Annotated in this window: 17 protein-coding genes and 1 pseudogene; 8 read left to right on the forward strand and 10 right to left on the reverse strand. The window is 35.2% G+C overall.

Features of this window, described 5'->3' with window-relative positions:
- Nucleotides 1–146: pseudogene (locus V7014_RS20435) on the reverse strand (alpha-amylase family glycosyl hydrolase); the annotation flags it as partial.
- A 300-nt stretch (nucleotides 147–446) separates the two neighbouring features.
- On the opposite strand from V7014_RS20435, the gene V7014_RS20440 reads away from it, so the two are divergent.
- Complete coding sequence (locus V7014_RS20440) at nucleotides 447–1,811, forward strand: MATE family efflux transporter (RefSeq protein WP_335509780.1); 1,365 nt, start codon at nucleotides 447–449, stop codon at nucleotides 1,809–1,811.
- Nucleotides 1,812–1,846: 35 nt separating this feature from the next.
- On the opposite strand, the gene asnB is transcribed toward V7014_RS20440, so the two are convergent.
- Nucleotides 1,847–3,694 (reverse strand): asparagine synthase (glutamine-hydrolyzing), encoded by a 1,848-nt coding sequence (gene asnB / locus V7014_RS20445; RefSeq protein ID WP_335509783.1) that lies wholly within the window; start codon nucleotides 3,692–3,694, stop codon nucleotides 1,847–1,849.
- Between the two features lie 316 nt (nucleotides 3,695–4,010).
- On the opposite strand from asnB, the gene V7014_RS20450 reads away from it, so the two are divergent.
- A complete protein-coding gene (locus V7014_RS20450) occupies nucleotides 4,011–4,577 on the forward strand; it encodes a DUF2777 domain-containing protein (protein WP_335509785.1) in 567 nt (188 codons plus the stop codon).
- An 85-nt stretch (nucleotides 4,578–4,662) separates the two neighbouring features.
- Here V7014_RS20450 and V7014_RS20455 read toward each other — a convergent pair whose 3' ends face one another.
- The 5 genes from V7014_RS20455 to V7014_RS20475 all read right to left on the reverse strand — a co-directional run bounded on the left by V7014_RS20455 (nucleotide 4,663) and on the right by V7014_RS20475 (nucleotide 12,134).
- Nucleotides 4,663–7,569, reverse strand: coding sequence for a bifunctional diguanylate cyclase/phosphodiesterase (locus tag V7014_RS20455; protein ID WP_335509787.1), 2,907 nt, complete (start codon nucleotides 7,567–7,569; stop codon nucleotides 4,663–4,665).
- A 141-nt stretch (nucleotides 7,570–7,710) separates the two neighbouring features.
- Nucleotides 7,711–8,067, reverse strand: coding sequence for a YisL family protein (locus V7014_RS20460; RefSeq protein WP_335509788.1), 357 nt, complete (start codon nucleotides 8,065–8,067; stop codon nucleotides 7,711–7,713).
- A gap of 97 nt (nucleotides 8,068–8,164) precedes the next feature.
- Nucleotides 8,165–9,073: a fumarylacetoacetate hydrolase family protein gene (locus V7014_RS20465; protein WP_335509790.1), complete on the reverse strand. Its 909-nt coding sequence runs from the start codon at nucleotides 9,071–9,073 to the stop codon at nucleotides 8,165–8,167.
- Between the two features lies 1 nt (nucleotide 9,074).
- Nucleotides 9,075–10,283: a DUF418 domain-containing protein gene (locus V7014_RS20470; RefSeq protein WP_335509792.1), complete on the reverse strand. Its 1,209-nt coding sequence runs from the start codon at nucleotides 10,281–10,283 to the stop codon at nucleotides 9,075–9,077.
- A gap of 258 nt (nucleotides 10,284–10,541) precedes the next feature.
- Nucleotides 10,542–12,134, reverse strand: a complete 1,593-nt coding sequence (locus tag V7014_RS20475) for a long-chain-fatty-acid--CoA ligase (protein ID WP_335509794.1) — start codon at nucleotides 12,132–12,134, stop codon at nucleotides 10,542–10,544.
- 511 nt (nucleotides 12,135–12,645) lie between these two features.
- Here V7014_RS20475 and V7014_RS20480 point away from each other — a divergent pair.
- From V7014_RS20480 to V7014_RS20505, 6 genes are all read left to right on the forward strand, one after another.
- Nucleotides 12,646–12,867 carry a spore germination protein gene (locus V7014_RS20480; RefSeq protein WP_335509796.1) on the forward strand — a complete coding sequence of 74 codons (222 nt, stop codon included), beginning with the start codon at nucleotides 12,646–12,648 and terminating at the stop codon, nucleotides 12,865–12,867.
- A 15-nt stretch (nucleotides 12,868–12,882) separates the two neighbouring features.
- Nucleotides 12,883–13,068, forward strand: a complete 186-nt coding sequence (locus V7014_RS20485) for a spore germination protein GerPB (protein WP_335509798.1) — start codon at nucleotides 12,883–12,885, stop codon at nucleotides 13,066–13,068.
- Between the two features lie 74 nt (nucleotides 13,069–13,142).
- The gene (gene gerPC, locus V7014_RS20490; protein ID WP_335509799.1) at nucleotides 13,143–13,736 is read left to right on the forward strand and encodes a spore germination protein GerPC; all 594 of its coding nucleotides are present in this window, start codon (nucleotides 13,143–13,145) and stop codon (nucleotides 13,734–13,736) included.
- Nucleotides 13,737–13,738: 2 nt separating this feature from the next.
- Nucleotides 13,739–13,918: a spore gernimation protein GerPD gene (locus V7014_RS20495; RefSeq protein WP_335509801.1), complete on the forward strand. Its 180-nt coding sequence runs from the start codon at nucleotides 13,739–13,741 to the stop codon at nucleotides 13,916–13,918.
- 4 nt (nucleotides 13,919–13,922) lie between these two features.
- The gene (locus V7014_RS20500; protein ID WP_335509803.1) at nucleotides 13,923–14,327 is read left to right on the forward strand and encodes a spore germination protein GerPE; all 405 of its coding nucleotides are present in this window, start codon (nucleotides 13,923–13,925) and stop codon (nucleotides 14,325–14,327) included.
- A gap of 5 nt (nucleotides 14,328–14,332) precedes the next feature.
- A complete protein-coding gene (locus V7014_RS20505; RefSeq protein ID WP_335509805.1) occupies nucleotides 14,333–14,551 on the forward strand; it encodes a spore germination protein in 219 nt (72 codons plus the stop codon).
- Nucleotides 14,552–14,724: 173 nt separating this feature from the next.
- Here V7014_RS20505 and addA read toward each other — a convergent pair whose 3' ends face one another.
- The 3 genes from addA to lepB form a co-directional block, all read right to left on the reverse strand.
- The gene (gene addA / locus V7014_RS20510) at nucleotides 14,725–18,459 is read right to left on the reverse strand and encodes a helicase-exonuclease AddAB subunit AddA (RefSeq protein ID WP_335509807.1); all 3,735 of its coding nucleotides are present in this window, start codon (nucleotides 18,457–18,459) and stop codon (nucleotides 14,725–14,727) included.
- Nucleotides 18,452–21,952 (reverse strand): helicase-exonuclease AddAB subunit AddB, encoded by a 3,501-nt coding sequence (addB, locus tag V7014_RS20515; protein ID WP_335509809.1) that lies wholly within the window; start codon nucleotides 21,950–21,952, stop codon nucleotides 18,452–18,454. The genes addA and addB overlap by 8 nt, the downstream gene beginning before the upstream one ends.
- Before the next feature lie 109 nt (nucleotides 21,953–22,061).
- Nucleotides 22,062–22,547, reverse strand: a 486-nt coding sequence (gene lepB / locus V7014_RS20520) for a signal peptidase I (RefSeq protein ID WP_335509811.1), incomplete at its 5' end; no start/stop codon positions are given.

The following is a 22,547-nucleotide window of genomic DNA, read 5'->3' on the forward strand; positions in this document are numbered from 1 at the left end:
GAACTACCATTATTAAAACGATCAATCATAATATTATATACTGTTTCATCTTGCCAAAGTCTTTCTTCCTTCTCTAGTGCATTTACTGGCAGTGCACTAAATAGAAGAAAAGGGACTAGTAACAAACATATTAACCTCTTACCCACCTTCTGCTCCCCCTATTCATAATCTCTACCTCCTAAGATTATCTCTTTTTTCCATTTGTAGTCAATCTGTAGAATGCGGAACAAGTGATTAAATATATAAAATTTTACAAATTTAGTCACATTTAGTACTTTCATTTTCTTTCGTATTTTAGAAACTACATATAAATTACTTCAATAAAATACATATTGCATTTCTAATCCTTTCGTTCTATTATGAGGAGATGCGTATATGTGAGCGAAATCACTAAATAAGCAGTAATTAAAACTAACTAGAATACTAAACATCTAAGGAGAATAAATATGTCAGCAAAGAATACGCAACAGCTAACATTATTTGCACTAACTTGGCCTTTATTCATTGAAATGTTCCTTCATATGTTAATGGGTAATGCCGATACATTAATGCTTAGCTTATATTCAGATAATTCCGTTGCAGCAGTTGGAGTGGCCAACCAGATACTATCTCTTGTAATTGTTATGTTTGGTTTTATTGCGACTGGGACAGCCATATTAGTAGCACAAAATTTAGGAGCAAAAAATACGCTAGCCGCAAGCGAAATTTCCGTCATATCACTCGTCACTAATCTTGCTTTCGGCTTAATCTTAAGTATAGCCGTCTTCCTATTAAGTCGTAATTTATTGCAGTTAATGGATTTACCAACTGAATTAATGGGTGAAGCAAATTCTTATTTAAGTATTGTTGGTAGTTTCTCATTCGTAACAGCTTTAATTATGACAGCAAGTGCCATTCTTCGAAGTTATGGATTTACGAAAGATGCCATGTTTGTAACAATCGGTATGAATATACTAAACATTATTGGTAACTATCTCTTCATCTTCGGACCATTCGGCATTCCTGTCCTTGGAGTAGAAGGAGTAGCTATATCAACAACGGTTAGTAGAATAATAGGTTTTGTTGCTATTATGATTCTCTTAATCAAACGTATTCCACAGAAGTTAGAATTCTTGAAAGTCTTTAAAATGCCTTTTATTCACTTAAAAAACCTATTAGCTATCGGTGTTCCATCTGCTGGTGAGCAACTATCATATAATGGATCACAAATGGCTATTACGTATTTCATTACTATGCTAGGGACAGAAGCATTAACTACAAGGGTTTATGCTTCCAACTTAATGATGTTTATTTATTTGTTTGCGATTGCAATTGCACAAGGAACACAAATATTAGTTGGACACGATATCGGAGCGAAAAAGTATGAAGTTGCATATAGAAGATGCTTAAAAAGCTTGCGTCTTGGTATAATCGTATCCCTACTATGTGCATTAGTATTTGCTATTTTCAGTAAACCTTTATTATCCATCTTTACAAACAATAGTGAAATATTAATTGCAGGTAGCATACTACTTTGGTTAACCGTTATTTTAGAGCCTGGGCGGGCATTTAATATCGTTATCATAAACTCTCTTAAAGCAACTGGTGATGTCAAATACCCTGTAACAATCGGAATCCTATCCATGTGGGGAGTAAGTGTAACGTTGTCTTACATACTTGGTATTCATTTCGGTTGGGGACTAGTCGGTGTTTGGATTGCATTTGCTGCTGATGAATGGTTAAGAGGCATTCTGATGCTAAGACGTTGGCAATCAAAAGTATGGATGAAGAAAGGCTTCGTCCTTACAGGATCAAATAAACATTCCGCATAGAAAGAGGCTACCCCCTGAAGGTAGCCTCTTTACTATTAAGATTCGACAATATTAACTCCGTAATCCTCAAACCACATATCTAATTGAGCTAAGTGGGCCAATAATTGTGGACCTGACATCAACTGACCATACCAAGGAACTTGAAAGGATGCTCCCTTTGTAGTAAGAAGTTGCTGTAATTGTTCTTTACGGAAGAATTCATGTAAGACACTTTGAGAACGGCTTGTTAATGTTGTTAATAACTCGGTTACTTTCTCTGTATAAATTGGATGATGCGTTTTCGGATATGGGCTTTTTTTGCGATATAATACTTCGTTGGGCAGTAATCCCTCCATTGCCTTACGCAAAATTCCCTTCTCTTGATTACCTGTTATTTTCATTTCCCATGGAATATTCCAAACATACTCCACGAGACGGTGATCGGCAAATGGTACCCTTACTTCCAAGCTTGCTGCCATACTCATCCTGTCTTTCCGTTCTAATAAATTCGTCATAAACCAAAGCATATTGCTGTAAAACAACTGTCGTCTTCTTGTTTCCGCTACACTTTCGCCTTCTAGAATAGGTGTTTCCTGCACTGTTTCTTGATACTTACTTTGTACATACTCATCTACTTTTAGTTTTCCACTCCAATAATCCTTTAAAAGCATCGCTCTTTCTTTCGTCGATCGAATCCAAGGGAATCCATTTTCACTTTTATCTGTTGTGTGAAACCATGGATATCCCCCAAAAATCTCGTCGGCACATTCACCTGATAAACTAACAACAAATTCTTGTTTCACTTCTTTACAAAACCATAATAGCGAAGAATCAATATCTGCCATTCCAGGTAAATCTTTTGCATGTACTGATTCCCTCAATCCGTTCACTAACTGTTCTTGTGAAATGATACATCGATGATGCACCGTTTCATAAGCTTGTGAAACCATTTCAATCCAAGGAGCATCTGCACTTGGTTGAAAGGCATTTCCTTTGTAATACCGATCATTTTCTTCATAATCAATCGAATAAGTATGCAATTTGCTTTTATTATTTCTGTTAAATGAATTTGCTGCTATAGCAGTTATAACACTCGAATCGATTCCTCCGGATAAAAACGTTGCAAGCGGCACATCGGAAACGAGTTGTCTTTCAACGGCATCTTTTACTAGAAATCGTACATTATTAATGGTTTCTTCTAATGACTCAGTATGTGTTTCACTTTTCACATTCCAATACCGCCATATTCTCATTCCGCTTCGAGATAATGTCATAGCATGAGCTGGACGTAATTCTTTCATTCCTTTAAATACACCCGTTCCTGGTGTATGAGATGGGCCCAACCCAAATATTTCCGCAAGCCCTTCACGGTCAATTTCAGCTTTCACGTCAGGATGTGCAAGTAAAGCCTTTAATTCCGAAGCAAATAAGAGCCCCTTTTTTTCCTCTCGATAAAACAAAGGTTTTACCCCTAAACGATCTCTAGCCATGAATAACGCATCTCTATCATGGTCCCACACTGCAAAAGCATATATTCCATTTAAATAGTCGACCACTTTTTCTTTCCATTCTATATAAGAAGTTAGGAGAACTTCAGTGTCAGAATGACCTTTAAACGAATATCCTTTTACTAACAGGTCTTTTCGTAATTCTTCCGTATTATAGAGCTCGCCATTATAACATAATGTAAATTGTCCTTGATTACACGTAATGGTCATCGGTTGTTTTCCACCAACAGGATCAACTACCGTTAACCGTTTATGTGCAAAGCAAGCATGTTGGCTGCACCACACATCGCTTTCATCCGGCCCTCTACGTGCTAAAGTATGAGCCATTGCAGTTACCGTTTCAGTTTCTTTCGCCATATTACGTGAGTAATCTACCCAACCAGTGATTCCACACATAATTATCACCCTTTCTTCAGTCGCGATCTATTATCACTGATTCATTTCAATACTAATAATGGTTCATCCCAAAGCTTTATTTATGCGAAGTAAAATGGAGCCAATGAAAATTATCATGTTTTACGTCTAATAGCCTATGCAAAAGGAAAAGATGTGTTAATGTCTCATTCAAAAAAAATGGCATATATCGATTGTTTAAACCTAGTGATCCTTACTCTGTCAAGGTCGCTAAGGTATTTAAAGAAAATACATTACGCATGTGGATAAATATATCATAAAGTAGGTGAGATATTTTTCTTCACTCGGAGGTTACGACATGAATAAGCAACAGAGAATAGAATTGTTAAACCGACAATCCAGAGCATTCACTAGCGGTATTGTTGAAAATATTAATAATCAGTGGGTCTTCTTTAACGAAGAAAATGATGAAGCATTTCCATTAGAGGAATACTTAAATCGGGAAATAGAGGTTTATCGTAATAATCGATGGAGGAAAGGCTTCTTGTCCGACGTTGGCGTCGTAACACTAAATAGAGAAACACTGTTTTTACTTAACCAAGAAAAAGTTAGAATTAAGAAAGATTTATTATATTCTTTTGAGAGCCTACTAGAGGAACTCAATGATGATTCTTTCTTTCAATTCATCATGACATTAAATTCTCTTTCTTTTTCTATTCATGATTGTATATACGGATACAATCAACTCACATTTTTAAGTGACAAGAAAAACTGTAGCGGAGTGAACTTTTTTACTTTTGATAATAATCAATGCATTTGTGCTGTACAGCATCACTTTGTTTACTCCATGAAAGAACATGATCGCTTTGAATTTACTCTAAATACGGGAAAAAGAATTGTAATCGAAAAATTTTCTCCAAAATAAGATTAGGCTTTACGGAAAAAATGTTCTCTTAACCCTAAAAAAGCTGTGTGATACGAAAACTCGTACTTCACACAGCTTTCTATGCTTATTTCACAAAAATTCGGTCTCTTGCTTGTTTTTCAAAGTCCTCAGGTATTAACGGTCTATCAATATAATACCCTTGTACAAAATGGCATTTCATAATTTTCAATAATGACATTTGCTCTTCAGTTTCTACTCCTTCAGCCACTACCTTCAATGAAAGTCCATGTCCCATCGTAATAATTGCCTTCACAATTGCATTATCAAAATTATCTTCATGTAAATTATTGATGAAAGAACGGTCAATTTTCAAGTAATCAATCGGGAAATTCTTTAAATAACTTAATGAAGAATACCCCGTTCCAAAATCATCAATTGATATTTTCACACCCAAATTCTGGATTTCTCTCATAATTGAAATACTTTTTGTTACATTCTGAACCATGACACTTTCCGTCAATTCTAAACGTAAATATTGCGGTTCTAAATTGGCTTCAGTGAGCGCATCTTTAACTTGATGAACAAATTGAGGCTGTTGGAATTGATGTGCTGATACATTCACTGAAATAACTAGATCACCCAATCCCATATCCTGCCACTCTTTATTTTGCTTACACGCTGTTTTCAATACCCATAGGCCAATTTCTTTAATAAGACCTGTTTCCTCTGCTATCGGTATAAATTCATTCGGTGGCACGATGCCGTTTGTAGGGTGTTTCCAACGAATAAGTGCTTCACTTCCATACAATCTCTCATTTTGCAAATCTAATAAAGGTTGATAACATAAAAAGAACTCTTGGTCCTTCAAAGCTCTTCGCAAACTACTCTCTAATTTGGTACGTTGTATCGCCTGTTCAATCATTTCATTATTGAAAAAAAGAACACTGTTACCACCCATAGATTTGACACGATTTACTGCAATATCAGCATGCTTCAATAGATGATCTGCATCTACTCCATCTGATGGATACATACTAATCCCAATACTTGAAGTAACGAAAAACTCTTGATTGTTATGTATTATAGGCTTAACAATACTAGACTGTACTTCATTAACGACTCTTTTCACTTCATTCACACAAACATTTTTTGTAAGAATAAGTGTGAATTTATCACCAGCTAAATGACCAATATATGTTCCTGAAGGTATAGCGTCCTTTATTCGATTAGCAAATTCTTTAATTACTAAATCGCCAGAGTAATGTCCTATACTATCATTAATTTGCTTGAATCGATCAATATCAATAACAACAACAGCTAATTTCCTTCTTTTCTTCTTCGAACGCTCAATATGCTGTACTAATAATTGTGTGAATTTCACTCGATTTGGAAGACCTGTCTGTCCATCATAATAGGCTAACTTCAACAGTTGATCTTCTATTCGCATCTGTTCACTAATATTTCTTCCTACTGCATGTATTCCAATAATTTGACCTTGCACAATAATAGGAATATTCTTCACATGAAAATGCTCTAACTCGCCATTTAACTTCCTTAGAGATAATTGATAACACTGCATTTTGCCTTTAATTGTTTTATTAAATAATCGCTTTATTAGTGATCGCTCTTCTACATCAACAAATTTAAGCATAGAATGTCCTATTACATCTTGCAATGGATACTCAAAAATCTTTGTAAAGCTCTCATTAATCCTTGTAATATTGCCATTTAAATCGGTAGAGTAAACAAAATCTGTATTGTTTTCAAACAATGACTTAAAGTATTGTTCCGATTTTATTAACTCTTCATTTAATGCTTTCATTTCCTTCGTCGTCGCTTGCATTAAATGCTCTAATACCATAAGTGGCTTTAATTCATTTGTAAAAGAAAACGGCACATTCTTTCTTTCCCGCACTTGATGACTTTCAGATAAAGCCACGATGGCAGATACTTTTCCCATAGTTGATTGTTTATCATAATAAATATCATCACAACGACTGTTTGAGAAAAAACCGCTATGATTTCCTATTGTTTGTATCGCTTCTAGCTCTTGTTTCGTAAAGTTGACTAGCAACCGCTTTCTCGAAAAATCAGGAAACATAAAAATGGCTTCAATTGGCTGCTTCGCCATTTGTTTAACCATTGTCTCTGAAAGAGCAATTGTTTCTTGTAAATCCACATGTGAAATAGTTAGCAAATCGCCTTCTTTTACATCTTGACTCATTTCTATTGCACCATTTGGAAATATTCGATTAATAAATACTGCTTTCTTGTCACCATCGCTTTCCAAGAAAAATGGAAATTCCGAACTACTATAAGGCAAATCTTTTATAAAAAAATCCCCAAAATACTTCTTCAATAATTGGATTGGCTTTTTCCCGTTAATGCTGTAAATGACATTATCTTTCGCCCTCGAAATTGAAAAAGAATCACTAATCAAAGACCACTTCTGATCTTGATAAGTAGAAACATTTAATTCCTTACTATTAAGAATGACTGCTACAACGCCATCCTCGACCACTTCACGATCAGTGAAGACTTTTGGTGGAGAGTAACCTAGATTATTTGCTCCTCCTCCAGCAATCACTATATCTTCTCGTTCAGCTATAATACCTTGTACCAAACTTGGCACTTTTATCTCTAATCCTGCGGTAAATAGGAATAGTAACTTAGAATCACTTTGCCCTAAACGATCAGCAATTGTTTTTCCCATTTCCTTAAAATTCGAGAAATCTTTACTTTTCAAAATAACACTATTGACTTCTGTATTCTCAAACAGAGTGAAAGATAATAGTATTTCATCTTCATACATAGAGCCATCGGCTATTTCCCCACTTGTTGTACAACCGGCTATGACAGCTTGTGGAAGATGTTCTCTTACAATCGTTGTTATAGATGTAATTAATTCAACATCGCTCTTCCCTGAAAAAATATGAACTAATACATTGGAATGCAAGTTAAATCCTTCTTCATCTAAGAACCGCTGTAATCTCTGTTCATCTACATAAATATAATTGTACGATTTAGCCAAAAAACATCACCACACTCACAAAATATTACAATTCATATATTCCCAAAATATCATAAAAATAGCGCGAATAGTGAAAAAAACAGAAAAAAACCACTAAATACTTAGTGGTTTTTTCATAAAAGTTTTGAATTTTGTACAAAATTATGCAAAAAATGCAAAGCCTTGAGGTAGTCGGAAGCCTAGGGCAATAATAACAATTAATGCAACAATTAATAAAACCCAAAGCACTGTTACATTCTTACCTTTACTCATTCGAACTAATACCATTTCCATTAATCCGATTACAACAATACCTAGTACAATTTTACCTACATATTCAGGTGTAATAGTAATTCCAATTAAAAGCATTCCACCAGTTGCAATAAGAAGTAAGTAAACCACTCTTAAAATCATGTGTGTTGTTTTATAGCTTTGTTGATTGCCTTTTTTCAATAAAGATGCAGCTACAATAAGCAAAACGATTGCAGCTACCCATGCTGTAATATGCATATGAGTCATGAAAGTTCCCCCTCTAGAAATATTCGAATCTATCATATCATAGCAGTAACCCGATATATATTATTTAGCTTAACACTATCAAGATATTAGAAAATATTTAGTCTATTTTGTTACAAAGTGTTCCAATGTTTTCAATTGTAATCTCGATTACATCTCCTGCTTTTAAGAATTTAGGTGGTTTAAAGCCTTTACCAACACCTGCTGGCGTACCTGTTGCAATAATATCACCAGGCTCCAATGTCATACCACTTGAAATGACTTCAATAATTTTTGGTATAGAAAAAATAAATTGATCTGTATTACCATTTTGTCTAAGTTCACCATTAACTTTCGTTTGAACATTTAATTGAACAGGATGTTTAATTTGAGACTTGTGGACAATATAGGGTCCCATTGGACACGTTCCATCTAAACTTTTTCCAAGAAAAAACTGCTTATGACGAGACTGAATGTCACGAGCTGTCACATCGTTCAAAATCGTATATCCAAAAATATGATCGTTCGCTTCTTCTTCTTTAATTGCTACTCCTTTTTTGCCAATAATTACGGCCAATTCACCTTCGTAATCCATTTGTTCCGTAAGTTCACTATGGATTGGAATCATATTTTCATGACCAATTACTGCTGTAGGAGATTTCGTAAACATCATAACGTGTTCTGGTATATCTGCTGCACTCCCCATTTCTATTGCATGATCTGCATAGTTCTTCCCCACACAATAAACGTTTTTTGTAGGTCTTGGAATAGGTGCTAACCACTTCACATCACTTGGATTAATAAATAGATTGCTAGATGATGGCTGATCTTTTGCCCAAGTTGCAATTTCAACAATAGCTCTTAAAGCATCTTCTCCAGCATCAATTAATGCTAGCATCGTTGTTGGTATAGAATGTTTATTGTCATATAACGCATTGGCTGCTTTGGCGATATGTAATAGCAGGCCGGTTTGTTCATCTTCTAAAACAACTACTTGCTCATTATTCCATTCTACAGTTGCAAATTTCATATTAATTCTCCCTTTCCTCTCTTCTCTTCATAGAAGGTTTGTTGCCGTATGTTCCCCATCTCCAAATATACTCGACTGGACCTAATCTATACGTTTTCAGCCACCATCTACTTCCTACTATTTGTAGACTATATAGTAAGATTACTAAACAAAAGCCTATTGTGAAAGAAATTTGTCCATATAATCCCAGTCCATATGAATAGAAGATTGTTGTACACACAAGCGATTGTATTAGATAGTTACTGATTGACATTCTTCCTACATAAGAGAAAGGTTTTAATAGTGTATAAACTCTTCTATTCTCAACTAATAGAACAATAAGTGTAATATAGAAAAGTGCTAGTAATGGTCCACCAATATAATCTTGTACCATCATTCTTGTATAAGGTAACTCTCCATCTAAGAATGGTAGAAGCTTAAAAACAACTCCACCAATGAAACTAAATATTAATAGATACACTAATAGCCTTTTATTTTTTTGTACATTTTCTAACCATTTCTGTTTCGCAAATCCTGCTCCGATAAGTATGAGTGGTAAAATATCTAATACAAGTAGCCAGATATTAGAAGGTCCATTCACTAAAAGCCAATCGTTATATCGCTGTGAAAAAATCTCACTAAAGCTTCCTTGACTATATACATGTATAGAACTTTCGATTGCTTCTTGATTATCTATACTGCTTAATATACTGCTTGAGTCTTCCAACCCTTCGAATGCTGCAAAGCTTACTATAATCAAGCTATAAACAATGGAATAGATTAACACTCCAGTTATAATTAACGTCTTCCCTTTACATTTCCAAAATAGAATAAAAAAGAACCCACAAATTGCATATGTAATTAAAATATCACCATGCCATAAGAAAAACGCATGAATACAGCCAAATAATAATAAAATCACTAATCTTCTACTAAAATATTTTGGAAATGACAGTTCCTTTATGCTCAGACGATCTGCTAGTATAATCGCACCATACCCAAATAGAAAAGCAAATAACGGATAAAAACTAGCTTGTGCAAAGAAATCGACCATCGCATTCAAAGAACGGTCGCTTGTGGTTTCCCAATAAGTATCTGGATTATAATAATAGATAGGGCTAAAAAAAGCTGGCATGTTCACAAAAAATATTCCAAGAATTGCAAACCCTCTTAAAATATCTACCGATTGAATACGCTCATTCTCTTTTATTGATTGCATTTTATCTTTCATAACAGGACTCCAATCTCTCTTCTTTTGTTCATTATACTTCGAACAAACATGAAATAGTTAGAGTTTCATATTCCATATATAGATACTATTCTACACAACTTCTGTGCATACTTGGATTGCATGTAGCACAACTCATGTAAAAAAGCTACTACCCACTGTTTGTGAATAGTAGCTATTCTTTTGTTCAGCTTTAACGATTAGTTAATGCTCCTAAATGCAAAATGTAGTGGATTCAACGAGCTCCCAAACGATTACGATTTAATTTACAAAACGCCCTTCTTTTCCATGGTGTGCCCAATATTCATTACGGAGTTGAACTTTTTGAATTTTACCCGATGCTGTTTTCGGTAATTCAGATACAAATGTAACACCTGTAATAGCTTTAAAATGAGCTAATGAATTTCTTGAAAATGCAATTAAGTCAGCTTCTGTGACAGTTTGATTTGGACGTAACACCACGTATGCATGAGGTGTTTCACCCCATTTTTCATGTGGGACAGCAATAACTGCGGCTTCAATTATAGCTGGATGCTCGTACAAATTCCCTTCTACTTCTATAGAAGATATATTCTCTCCACCTGAAATGATTACGTCTTTCTTACGGTCAACAATATCAATATTACCGTATTCATCAACAGTTCCCATATCACCAGTGTGCAACCAACCATTTCGGATTGTTGCCATTGTTGCTTCTTCATTCTTCCAATAGCCCTTCATCACACCATGACTTCTTACAACCACTTCACCGATATCTATACCATTATGAGCTACCTCTTCTCCATTATCATCAATAACCTTTACTCTGCTACCACACATTGGATGTCCTGCTTTGGCTTTCATACGGTATTGCTCTTTCAATGGAAGATCCTTCAAATGTGAACGAACTGTAGAAGCAAGGCTTAGAGGAGTCGATTCAGTCATTCCATAAACCTGAATAAATTCCCATCCTAGTTCTTTCTCTACTCTTGCCACGAAGGCAGGTGGTGGAGCTGAACCAGCAACAACGATGCGAATGTTATCGCTATTTTGAGGTATATTATTTTCGAAATATTCGAATAACGAATTCAATACTGTTGGTGCCATATGCAAAATTGTTACATCATGCTTCGCTATCGCATTAAAAATCGCTTCTGGAGTTGCCTTCTTAAGCATAACTTGTCTTGATCCATTTAATGTGTAATAGAAAGGAGCTCCCCACCCATTTACGTGGAACATTGGTAACACGTGTAAATATGTATCACTATCACTAACACGTAAGTGATGCATAGTAGCAAACGCATGTAAATAATTGTTGCGGTGCGTCAACATAACACCTTTTGGATCACCTGTTGTACCACTTGTATATAGAAGTGAACATACATCATTTTCATCGATTTCAGCGCGTTCAAATGTTTCTCCTGAGTATTTCAATAACCATTGATCATAGTCTATTTCAGATGAATCATCATCTTTATAATGCATAATTATATGTTCTACTGTTTCTAATCGATCTTTAATAGGAATAATAAACTTATATAAATCTTGATCTACAACTAATACTTTCGATTCACTATGATTCAAGATGAACAAATAATCTTCTGGCTTCAAACGGACATTCAATGGAACCATAATTGCTCCCAATTGGAATACACCATAAAACCCTTCTAACATTTCAACTGTATTTGGTGCTAGATAAGCTACACGATCCCCTTTTGTAACCCCTAATTCTTGCAATCCATTTGAAAGTTGATTCACTCGATAGTTTATTTGATTGTAAGAAAAGACTCGATCCTCTGTGAAAATGGCATCCTTATCCCCAAATAAATTTACCGCTCTATCCAGAAAGTCCGTAACAACTAATGGCACATTCATGGTTTCCCCTCCCACATTTCCTATATATATTTCTATAACAGTTATATTTTAGCATAAATTTTCAAAATATTGCATTATGTATTCATACAACCGACCTCTGTTATATAACATTATTTTATGATAAATTCCTCGACAACCTGAATGCTATACTACTGAATTCATACAATTCACCAACACTTATCCTCTCTACTTCCTTGGAGTACATCCATTTATAATCCGCTCAATAAATAGCTGTATTTTCCTGTATTTTCGTTTTATTAATATAATTTACTTAACTGATAAAAGGAAAAGAAGAAGTTATTTTCTTCATATCACAAACATAATAATTCTTTTTTCACACACAAAATATATATCTTTAAAGTGAAACGTATTTTAATATCAAATGTCTGTATAGTCCATAAAAGAAGGAGATTGCTTTTGGAAATTCATTAAAGATAATATGGGCAATCTAATCACATTACATATGGCGGTTTCATACGATGTATAAACTAACGTAAGTAGGGTGGATGATATGCCAGCAATTGTAGGAGCCATACAAGTGATTGCCGTTGGCAGTAGTGGCGTTTTTCATGTTGGAGATGTATATAAAATCACTCCTTTTTCAACGACTAAAACATATGCCGGAGCGGGGTCTTTTAATACAGGAGAAAGTTTATCTGTTTACAATCATGATAGTCAAGTATCTGTAATTGATAATGACAATATCGATCAACCTATTGCTTTTACTTTATAAAGGAGGAGGATTTCTGTGCAATTTAATGTTACTCAAAGCATTCACATTCACAGCATCAAAATATCAAGCATCAGCAACTCCTCTATCTTTCAAATTGGAAGTGCTGGAATCATTAAATCACTTAGCACATTAAATAATTCAGGTCAATTTACGGAAGAAGCACCGCAAATACCTAGCCAAACAATCGTACAAAGAAATTAGGCATTCACCTATATCAAGCCTTCACATACACTAATTATCATACTTATACGTTATCCATAATGAGGTGAAGAATTATGAATAATGACTTCTATACTTACGCAGCAGAAATGAAGGCTTATCTTGAAACTCAAGCAACACGAATAGCTATACTTGAAGCAGAAGTCAACACCCTGAAAGAAAAATTGAATCAGTTTAGTAATCAATCACCTGTCAATATTGAAAGAATCGAATATAAATTTGATCAACTTAAAATTGAACGTTTGGATGGTACATTAAATATCGGTCTTAATCCTGCTAACCTTAGCGAATTAGATGAATTTACGGTAAACGGACAATCACATCCAGTTCCATTCCCACCGCATTTAAGAGAACAAATCACACAAGAAATTACTACTTATATTGAGAAAGAATTACCTTCAATCATCTCTGTTGTAGAAGCTGAAATGGCTTTTGATACTCAAGGTGAATATGAAGCATTTATTAAAGAAGATTTATCTAAACAACTTCCCGATCGTATTCAATACTATATCAACCAACATCCGTATACCGAACAAAATAGCAGAAATAATGGCTATAAAGAAAGAATTATTGAGCAGATAAAAACAGACATTACGCAAGCTGTTCGCGCTTTTTTTATGAACGTGCATAACAGTATGAAAGGAATGTAAATATGAATTATCAAGTTACAAATGAAAACCTATGTGTCGGAAATATCAAAGTGATTGCGGTTGCGAGTGCTTCATTACTACTTGTTGGAGACGCACAAACCATTCAACTTTCTTCCGCATATGATACACCACCAGAGTCTCTCATTATCGGACCACTAGGACCGTTAACACCAAAAGCTTAAGAGTATGTTAAGTCGATCCAGCCATGTTAAAAACATAAAACTCATAATCGTTGGTTTGAGTTCCAATCTACAGATTGGTGATATAAATCATGTTGATGGATTATTTGAAGCTTTAGCTGTACAGCATACCTCAAAAGTGATAATCGATGATCCCGAACATTTCAGTTCTTATTCTATGTTCTCTGAACCAATAGCCATACCTATTATTTATGAAAATATGACATTTACAAAGTTTGATAAAAAGCCAACGATTAATGTCGACCATATACAAGTAAATGCTGTTTCGTCAGCATCCGTAATGGCAATCGGAAACATTTCTCATACACGGATGACGTCGAAACTACTTAACATTAGACGGTTATCAGAGTGGGAAAATACGGACTATTCCCCAAATACGGAAGGAGGATAAAAAGCATGCCTGCTATTGTAGGACCAATTCAAGTGGGAAGTGTAACTGGAGGCTCTATTCAGTTTGGCGATGCTTTCGTATATTCTCCAAAGTCTTCAACAAAATTTGCAACTGGTTCAGGTACTGAAAACACAGGAGTTATTATTATTACTAATAATGGAATTAGCGCTACGAATGTATTTGATGCCAACGTTGTAGATCAACCAATTCTTGGAAACAACTAAACCTATGAAAAGATGGAAGAACAAAAGCCATCGACTATGTCGATGGCTTAAAATATAAAGTTCTTAACTATATTAACTTCGATGTTTCGATTTAAATTAATTCTCGGCAAACGTTACGTAGACTATTTCTTTATCCACTTCAAGAATTTACATTCAAAAATGGACCTCACAATCTACATTTCTAATAAATGACCACCATCATCAAAGAAGTATAAATACTTTTGCTTCACTTCCACCTTTAATATGCTTTCAATCGCCTTCGTATATAATTCAATCTGTACTTTATAGCGATTAGCTAGAACAGGCTTCGCTTCTTCAAATCCATTTTTAAAGCGATCGGTAATTCGATCGGTTTTGTAATCAAGCAATACATAGCCTTGTTCATCAGCGAATAAACAATCAATAACCCCTTGTATCAATACCTTTTCTTCGCCACCATCCCAATCACTATAGGCATCACTTGCAGGAATAGCCATAGAAAATGGTACTTCTCGATAAATTGTATGGGCATTTCGCATTCTTTCAGCAATTAAGCTGTTAGAGAAGCGAATGATTTCTTCGCTATTAATTCCCTCTATTTGCTCATCTGTTAAAAATTCCTTCTGTACCAAATCAAACTTTAGTTGCTCTAAACTTTCTTCTGTCATCTTCTCTTTCACATTCATTTGCTGCATGACTAAATGCATGACGGTCCCTTTCTCAGCAGGTGTCATTTTCTTCGCCTGCATGAAAGCGGGGCGCTCATGAATGCTTTTTCTAGCATTTATTAAAGCATTTGAATTCTCTTGTTCTAATACTTCCTTTTGACGTTTCAATTCAGTTACACTTTGCTTAGAAAAGTGTGTGACAGCTGATTGATGTTCATAACTCCAGTTTAACTGACCAGCGATTTGTGAAACATATTGCGCATCAATCTCAATTGGCCTGAAATCCTTTATTTGATCCATCACCGTAATTTCTAATTGTTCTTCTGCACTTTCTTCTTGCTGCAATAAAGAAGCATCTATCACTTTCATATTCCAAGCCGATGAATGATGGGACAATTCACCATTATCATGATTTTGTTCATAAATATCACGATTATGATGATGACGAGCAAGTGCTGGTCCTATCCAATCACTATAGCTTTTCGCAGTTGCTCGAACATAATCTTTCAATAACCATTCATGATACTCCGCTGTTTTACTCCACTTCTTAAAGTAGCTTTCTGCATCCTTTAACGTTCCGATTAACACAAGCTTTTCTTTTGCTCGAGTTAAGGCAACGTATAACACCCTCATTTCCTCGGCAATCATCTCCAGCTGCTTTTTCTTCTTGAATGCAATTTGAGGTAATGATGGATAGGTAATTCGAAGTTCTGCATTCGTATATTTACAAGCAAATCCATATTCTTTATCAAGTAGATAACTTTTGCGCAAATCCATCATGTTAAACTGTCTTGATAATCCCGCAATAAACACAACAGGAAACTCTAAACCTTTACTTGAATGAATCGTCATTATTCGGACAACATCTTCTTGCTCGCTCAAAGCTCTTGCCGCCGCTAAATCGTCACCGCGATCTTGCATTCGTTCAATGAATCGTAAAAATCGGAACAATCCTCTAAATGAACTTTCTTCATATTGACGAGCACGGTCGAATAGAGCTCGTAAGTTCGCTTGACGCTGCTTTCCACCTGGCATACCACCAACAAAATCATAAAACTTCGTATCACGATACAGTTGCCAAATCAGATCTGATAGCGACTTTTGACGAGCAAGCTCTCTCCATTCCACAAGCTTTTCAAAGAAGTCTTTCACTTGATTAAAATAAGAACAATTCTCTTCATTTTCGCCTTTATAACAAAAACTTTGTAATGCTTCATAATACGTAGCATTTGTCTTACTTATTTTGATTTGTGCTAGTTGTTCCTCATGTAAACCTACAATTGGCGAACGAAGTACTGAAGCAAGCGGAATATCCTGAAGTGGATTATCAATTACTTTTAAGAGCGACATCATAATGGCTACTTCCGTTGCTTCAAAATACCCAGAAGACAAATTACCGTATACCGGAATCCCTTGCTTCTTAAACTCATCCATAATCTCAGGTGTCCAAGTCATCGAGCGCATCAAAATGACGATATCCCGATACGTAATCGGTCTTTTCATACCTGTTTTCAAATCCGTTATGATTCGCTTTTCATTTATCATCTCTTTAATTTGTTTCGCTAATAGGCGAGCTTCTAGATGCACTGTTTCTAAATCCTCTGCTTCAAAACCTTCTTCTTCTTCTTCTTTGCTTATACTATTTTCTTTATGTTGATCAATAAAGCATACTTCAATTGGATAGGATTCATCCTCAGGATACGGAGCACCTTTTTTCAACTCGGCATCTTCGTCATACTCAATTTCACCGACGTTTACTCCCATAAGCTGTTTAAATAAATAATTTGTTCCATCCAATACTTCCTTACGGCTTCGGAAATTACGATTTAAATCGATTCGTAAACCACCATCTGATCCATCATGTTTAAATCGTACATATTTACCTAAGAAAAGATTTGGTTCTGCTAAACGGAAGCGATAAATAGATTGTTTAACATCTCCAACCATGAACATATTACCTTCAGCTTCATCTTCTTTGCTTACCAAATTCAAAATGGTTTCTTGAACTAAGTTCGTATCTTGGTATTCATCGACTAATACTTCTTGGAATTGCTTTCGATAAGCGAGTGCAACTCTAGATGGCTTGATTGCTCCATCACTTTCTGTTTCAGTTAATATTTCAAGACAATAGTGCTCTAAATCTGAAAAATCAACAATGCCTTTTTCACGTTTTTCTTGCCCGTATCTATATTTGAACTGCTTTACTAACGTAACTAGCATTTCTACGTAAGCCTTCAGTTCTTTCATATCCTTTAAATAGCTCTCTGGCTTTCGGGAAAATAGTTCTTTCTTTAATCCTTCAATTAGCTTTTTCGCTGAATCACGCAATCCTTTGGATTGCTCAGCTAGCTCTTTATCATATGCATCTCCTCGAATTTGCTTTAACGTTGAAAATTTAAGTGTTTTCATCACATCATACATAGCGTTCCATGATTGTTCATTGGCGGCTTGTAATTGCTCAATGATTGCAAGATCTAGTAGAAATGTTTCCGCTCGCGGTGCTGGACCTGCCGGCGCCTTCGTTAATTCCATAGCCTCTTCTAATACATCTTTCGCTGCTGATAATTGTAAGTTTACATGGAATTGTAAAGCTTCCATAAACGGTAAAGAATCAATAGTCGTGCTCTCATCAATGTTATACATTGAAACCATTTCATCTAACCATTGCTCTGGATATGGATGTGAGCTTGAAAACTCATGTAGTGTACGAATGATATTCTGTAATTCTATATCATTTCGATCACTACTAAAGGCATCAACTAGACGAAAGAACGATTCATTATCTTCCATTCCATAGTTATCTTCAAATATTTCATCTAACACTTCATCTTTTAGCAACTCCGCTTCAGTTGAATCGGCAATGCGAAATCCAGGATCTATATCAATTTCATAGTAATACTTTCGAATAACATCTAAACAAAATGAGTGTAAAGTACTAATGGAAGCGCGATTAATTAAACTAAGCTGCCTTCTTAAGTGCTGAGAGGAAGGGTCCTTTTTTATGGCACTTTCCAAAGCGTCAGCGATTCGATGTCTCATTTCTGCAGCTGATGCATTCGTAAAAGTTACTACTAATAATTCGTCAACATTTGTTTTCTCAGATAATAATTTATAGATGATTCGATTAACCAAAACGGCTGTTTTCCCTGATCCAGCTGCCGCAGCAACAAGTATGTCTTGATCACTTGCCCAAATGGCTTTCCACTGATCACTTGTCCAAGTTAACTCAGGTGGCATAGCTGGAATAATTGATTTACTCATGAGCCCCGTCCTCTCCGTGTATGATACTTAACACTTCATTCGCTTTCTTTGGTGTTAATAATCGATATTGATTTTCTTCCAGTGAATTATCAAATAGGCACACACTCTTATACGAACAAAATGTGCAAGGCACGCGGTCTTTCAACTTATACGGATTAATAATTGTCTGCCCATCCATAATTTCATTGCCAGCTTGTTGATAGATGTGGTGTACATGCTTGCGTAATGATTTGAAATCATCGTTACTTGCAACTTTAGATGTTTTTGAAATACTACCATTCTTCAACAAGCTAGCTGATACAATGTTTGATTTGCTGCTTTCTCCTACGATGAGGTTTTCATCCATAAGCTGTAGTACATCTGTGTCTCCAAGTAGTAAGCCTTTCATCTTAAACTGCTTAAATATTTCATCTTCTATTTGATTGACATCCATCATTTCATTCGCTTTAATGATCGGATTATGAACATGGAAATATAGCATTCCCGCTGGATATGCGGTAGTACCAACTAACGATTGTGCATGAGCAATAATGACGTCTAAATAGGTCAACATTTGTAGCGCTAAACCGTAATAGACCTCATCGAGATTAACATCTTTACTACTTGATTTATAATCTACAATTCGTACATAAACATGACCATTATGTTCCGCTTTATCGATACGATCAATTCGACCGATTAGTTCCATCTGCGTTCCATTAGCTAATGTAAATGTTAGCGGAGGAAGTTCACCGTTCATACCAAAGCCTAATTCTAAACTAATCGGAGCAAAACCACTATGTCTTGCTTGTTCACTTAAAACAATGGAAGCTCTACTAATTACATTTTCAAGCTTACGTTTTATATAATGATGACGATTCGTACTTAATAAAATTTGATTTTGCAATTTAGGTGCTAATTGATCAACCGCTATGCTTGCTAATCGATGGCATTCATCTTTCGTTAATTGAGACCATTCAATTTTACGTTGGAATAACGTATCCGAAATGATTTTCAGGGCACCATGAAACATTTCACCGATATCAGGCGCTTCTAATCGAAAGACTTTACGCTCTTGTAGTTTTAAACCATGTGAAGCAAAGTGTGAAAACGCACAACTATTGTATTTTTCCATTCTTGACACACTAGCAGTCATGCGATTTCCGTATAACTTTTTCGTAGTTTCTTCCGTTAATTTGCGCGCTTTGTTTTCATAAAATAAACTGCTTAATACTTTCTTAAGTGTAGTATTATGTTGATCCGATGTTAGAAAATAATTATATAAATCGTACCAAATGCCCTCTACACTATAGCCACGCTTTTTCATTTGAAGCATTGCTGTTAAATTAGTCATTGCAACATCATCATTTACCATATAATGAAGCAATTGGTCTTCCGATTCTTCATTCGGTTCATATTGCAAATAGGTTTCTTTCACATGAGGCATTACTTCTTTTATACGCTTTATATAAGGCGATGGTATAAGCGACCCGCCTTCTTCATCTCCTAAAGGATAACTGACATAGAGTGCTTGTGAAGGTGTAGTGAAAGCTTTATATGCTGTAAATTCTTCATCTAGTAAACGTACAGTTGAATCTGGCGCTACCTCTATTCCTCCCTTGTTCAACGCTATACGATCTGCATCTGAAAGAATACCATCTTCAGTCGCTTTCATTGGTAAAACACCTTCATTTAAACCAATAACAAATGCTGCTTTACTATCACTTACACGTGACAAATCTAAATTTGCTACGATCACTTGATCCATTGCTGGTGGAACTTGCGCGAAATTCATCGCTTGTAATCCTGAATCTAATATGGTCGAAAACTGCTTTAGAGTTAAATTCGTATCTCCCATTGTTTCAACAAACTCATCTAGTAAACTAATTACAGATTTCCATGCTTGATCATGATGTCTAGCTGTTAAAACATCACCTTTAGCTTCGCAATCAAGCTGTAGTTTTTCTAGCTTTTCAGGTACTGAAATCTCTTCCAAAAACAAATAGAGAGCCTTACAATATTCCAAACCTGTTTTTGCTCTTTTACATCTTCCTCCAAGGCGTCCTAATGGTTCAGAGAATAAACTTCTTAATTCGTTCAATTCATTTTCAATTACTTTCTCTTGATCGGTTTGACCTCTTTCTTCTAATTCAAGTCCTCTAAATCGTCTGTATGTCCATTGCTCCTTATTTGTCCAACGATTGCCTTTAATACCTCGTGAAAGCACATAGTTTTCTAACTTGTCCACCTCTAGACGCATCTTGTTCTTGTTTCTTCGCAGAGGGTACAGAAGATCTGTTTTAATAGCACGAAAAACAGGCTCATAGCGCCAATTGGTATGAATAATTTCCAAGCTGGAACGAATCAATTCAATAAGAGGATGATGTAACATTGTTTCTTTCGCGTCTATAAAAATAGGAATACGATAATCAGAAAAGATCGTTTGAATTAAATCATGATAAGCACTACCATTTCGGATTAATATTGTAATATCGCGCCATCTAAGATGATTTTCTCTAACTAGCTTTACTATTTCTCGCGCTACACCTTCTATTTCTGTTCTTCGATTCGCAGCCATCATAACAGTAACAGCACTATCTCCTTTATACTCAATAGCCGGTCTTCTATTAAAGTTCTTTTCTAAATGAGCAAGGCTTAAGTTTGTAAATCGCTGTTGCTCTGTTAAGAAATAATCTTCCTCCACTTGAACATGTGATTGAATTGCTAATTGATAAATGCTGTGATATAACTTTGCATTCATATTAAATAAATAGAAGTCTGTTGGTGGTCCTTGTCTGAAAGCTTGATCTAACGTTAATGAAACAGTGACTTTCTTACATGTTTTTAACAACTCATTTACAACCAATAATTCCTGTGGGGTTAAGCTATAGAAACCATCAATATATATTTCTGCATCTTGTAAATACTTTGATTGCGAGATTTTCTCAGCTAATAAAGTTAAATAATCTTCAGAATCGATATATTTGCCAAAGAGAGCTTTTTCAAACTCCGAGTAAATCAATTCCAAATCATGCATCTTATCCTTCAAACTTTGCTCATCATCTTGAGTAAGCTGTTCTTGCAATAGCTCCTTCATATTCTCAGGTGATACACAATAACGCTTCAATTCAATTAACATGTCTTCCATACTACTTACAAAGCCAGCCTTACTTGCAGAACGTTGAAAGATTTTCAACTCTTCTTTCTTCTCTTCAATGATTTTCGTAATCATCATATTAATTCCAGCACTAGTTAAATGCATTCTACTCATTCCGCCTGTTTCTTGAAGCACTCTCCAGGCTAATCGTTTAAAGCTAAACACTTGTGCAGAAATCATTCCATGTAATCCAGGAGTTTCTGCTAACTTCGATTCTGAGAGAAATGACATCTGATCTGGAACCAAATAAATAATAGGCGAGGACTGCGGATTTTTATGGAGTTTCGTTCTAATCTCATTTAATATCACAGTTGTTTTCCCTGATCCAGAACGCCCTAATATAAACTGTAAAGTCATGATAACAACTCCTTTTCACTAACTATTCATGCTACTTTTTTTAACCTGAATAACTTAAAAACTAAACAACAAGGCAGACAATACCAATACTTCAGTATGTCTACCTTGTTTAGAACTGCACGTCAAATTTATTTAAAGGCCAATATCGAACATTTACTTTGCCTACCACGTCACTTATAGAAATAAATCCAAAATGCCTACTATCGTAACTATCCATTCGATTATCTCCCATTACAAACAGACTTCCTTCCGGCACTCTTTCTACTCCCGTAAGCTCAGCTAATGTAAAGTCTCCTGTTCCTTTCTGACCTAATACTTGCTGTTCTTCATTATGCAAATAGGGTTCGGTATAAAATTTCCCATTTATGTATAAACAATCATTCTTATATTCGATCGTATCACCCGGTAAACCAATAACCCTTTTCACATAATCATCTTCACTATTTGAATGAAAAACAATGACATCAAATCTTGCTATATTTCCAAATTCATACCCTATTTGGTTTACAATTAATTTATCTCCATCACTAAGTGTCGATTGCATTGAGGTACCTTCCACTTCATAACTTGAAAATAAAAACATATTAATAAAGAA

Source organism: Bacillus sp. JJ722, assembly GCF_036963345.1.
GTDB lineage: Bacteria > Bacillota > Bacilli > Bacillales > DSM-1321 > Bacillus_AD.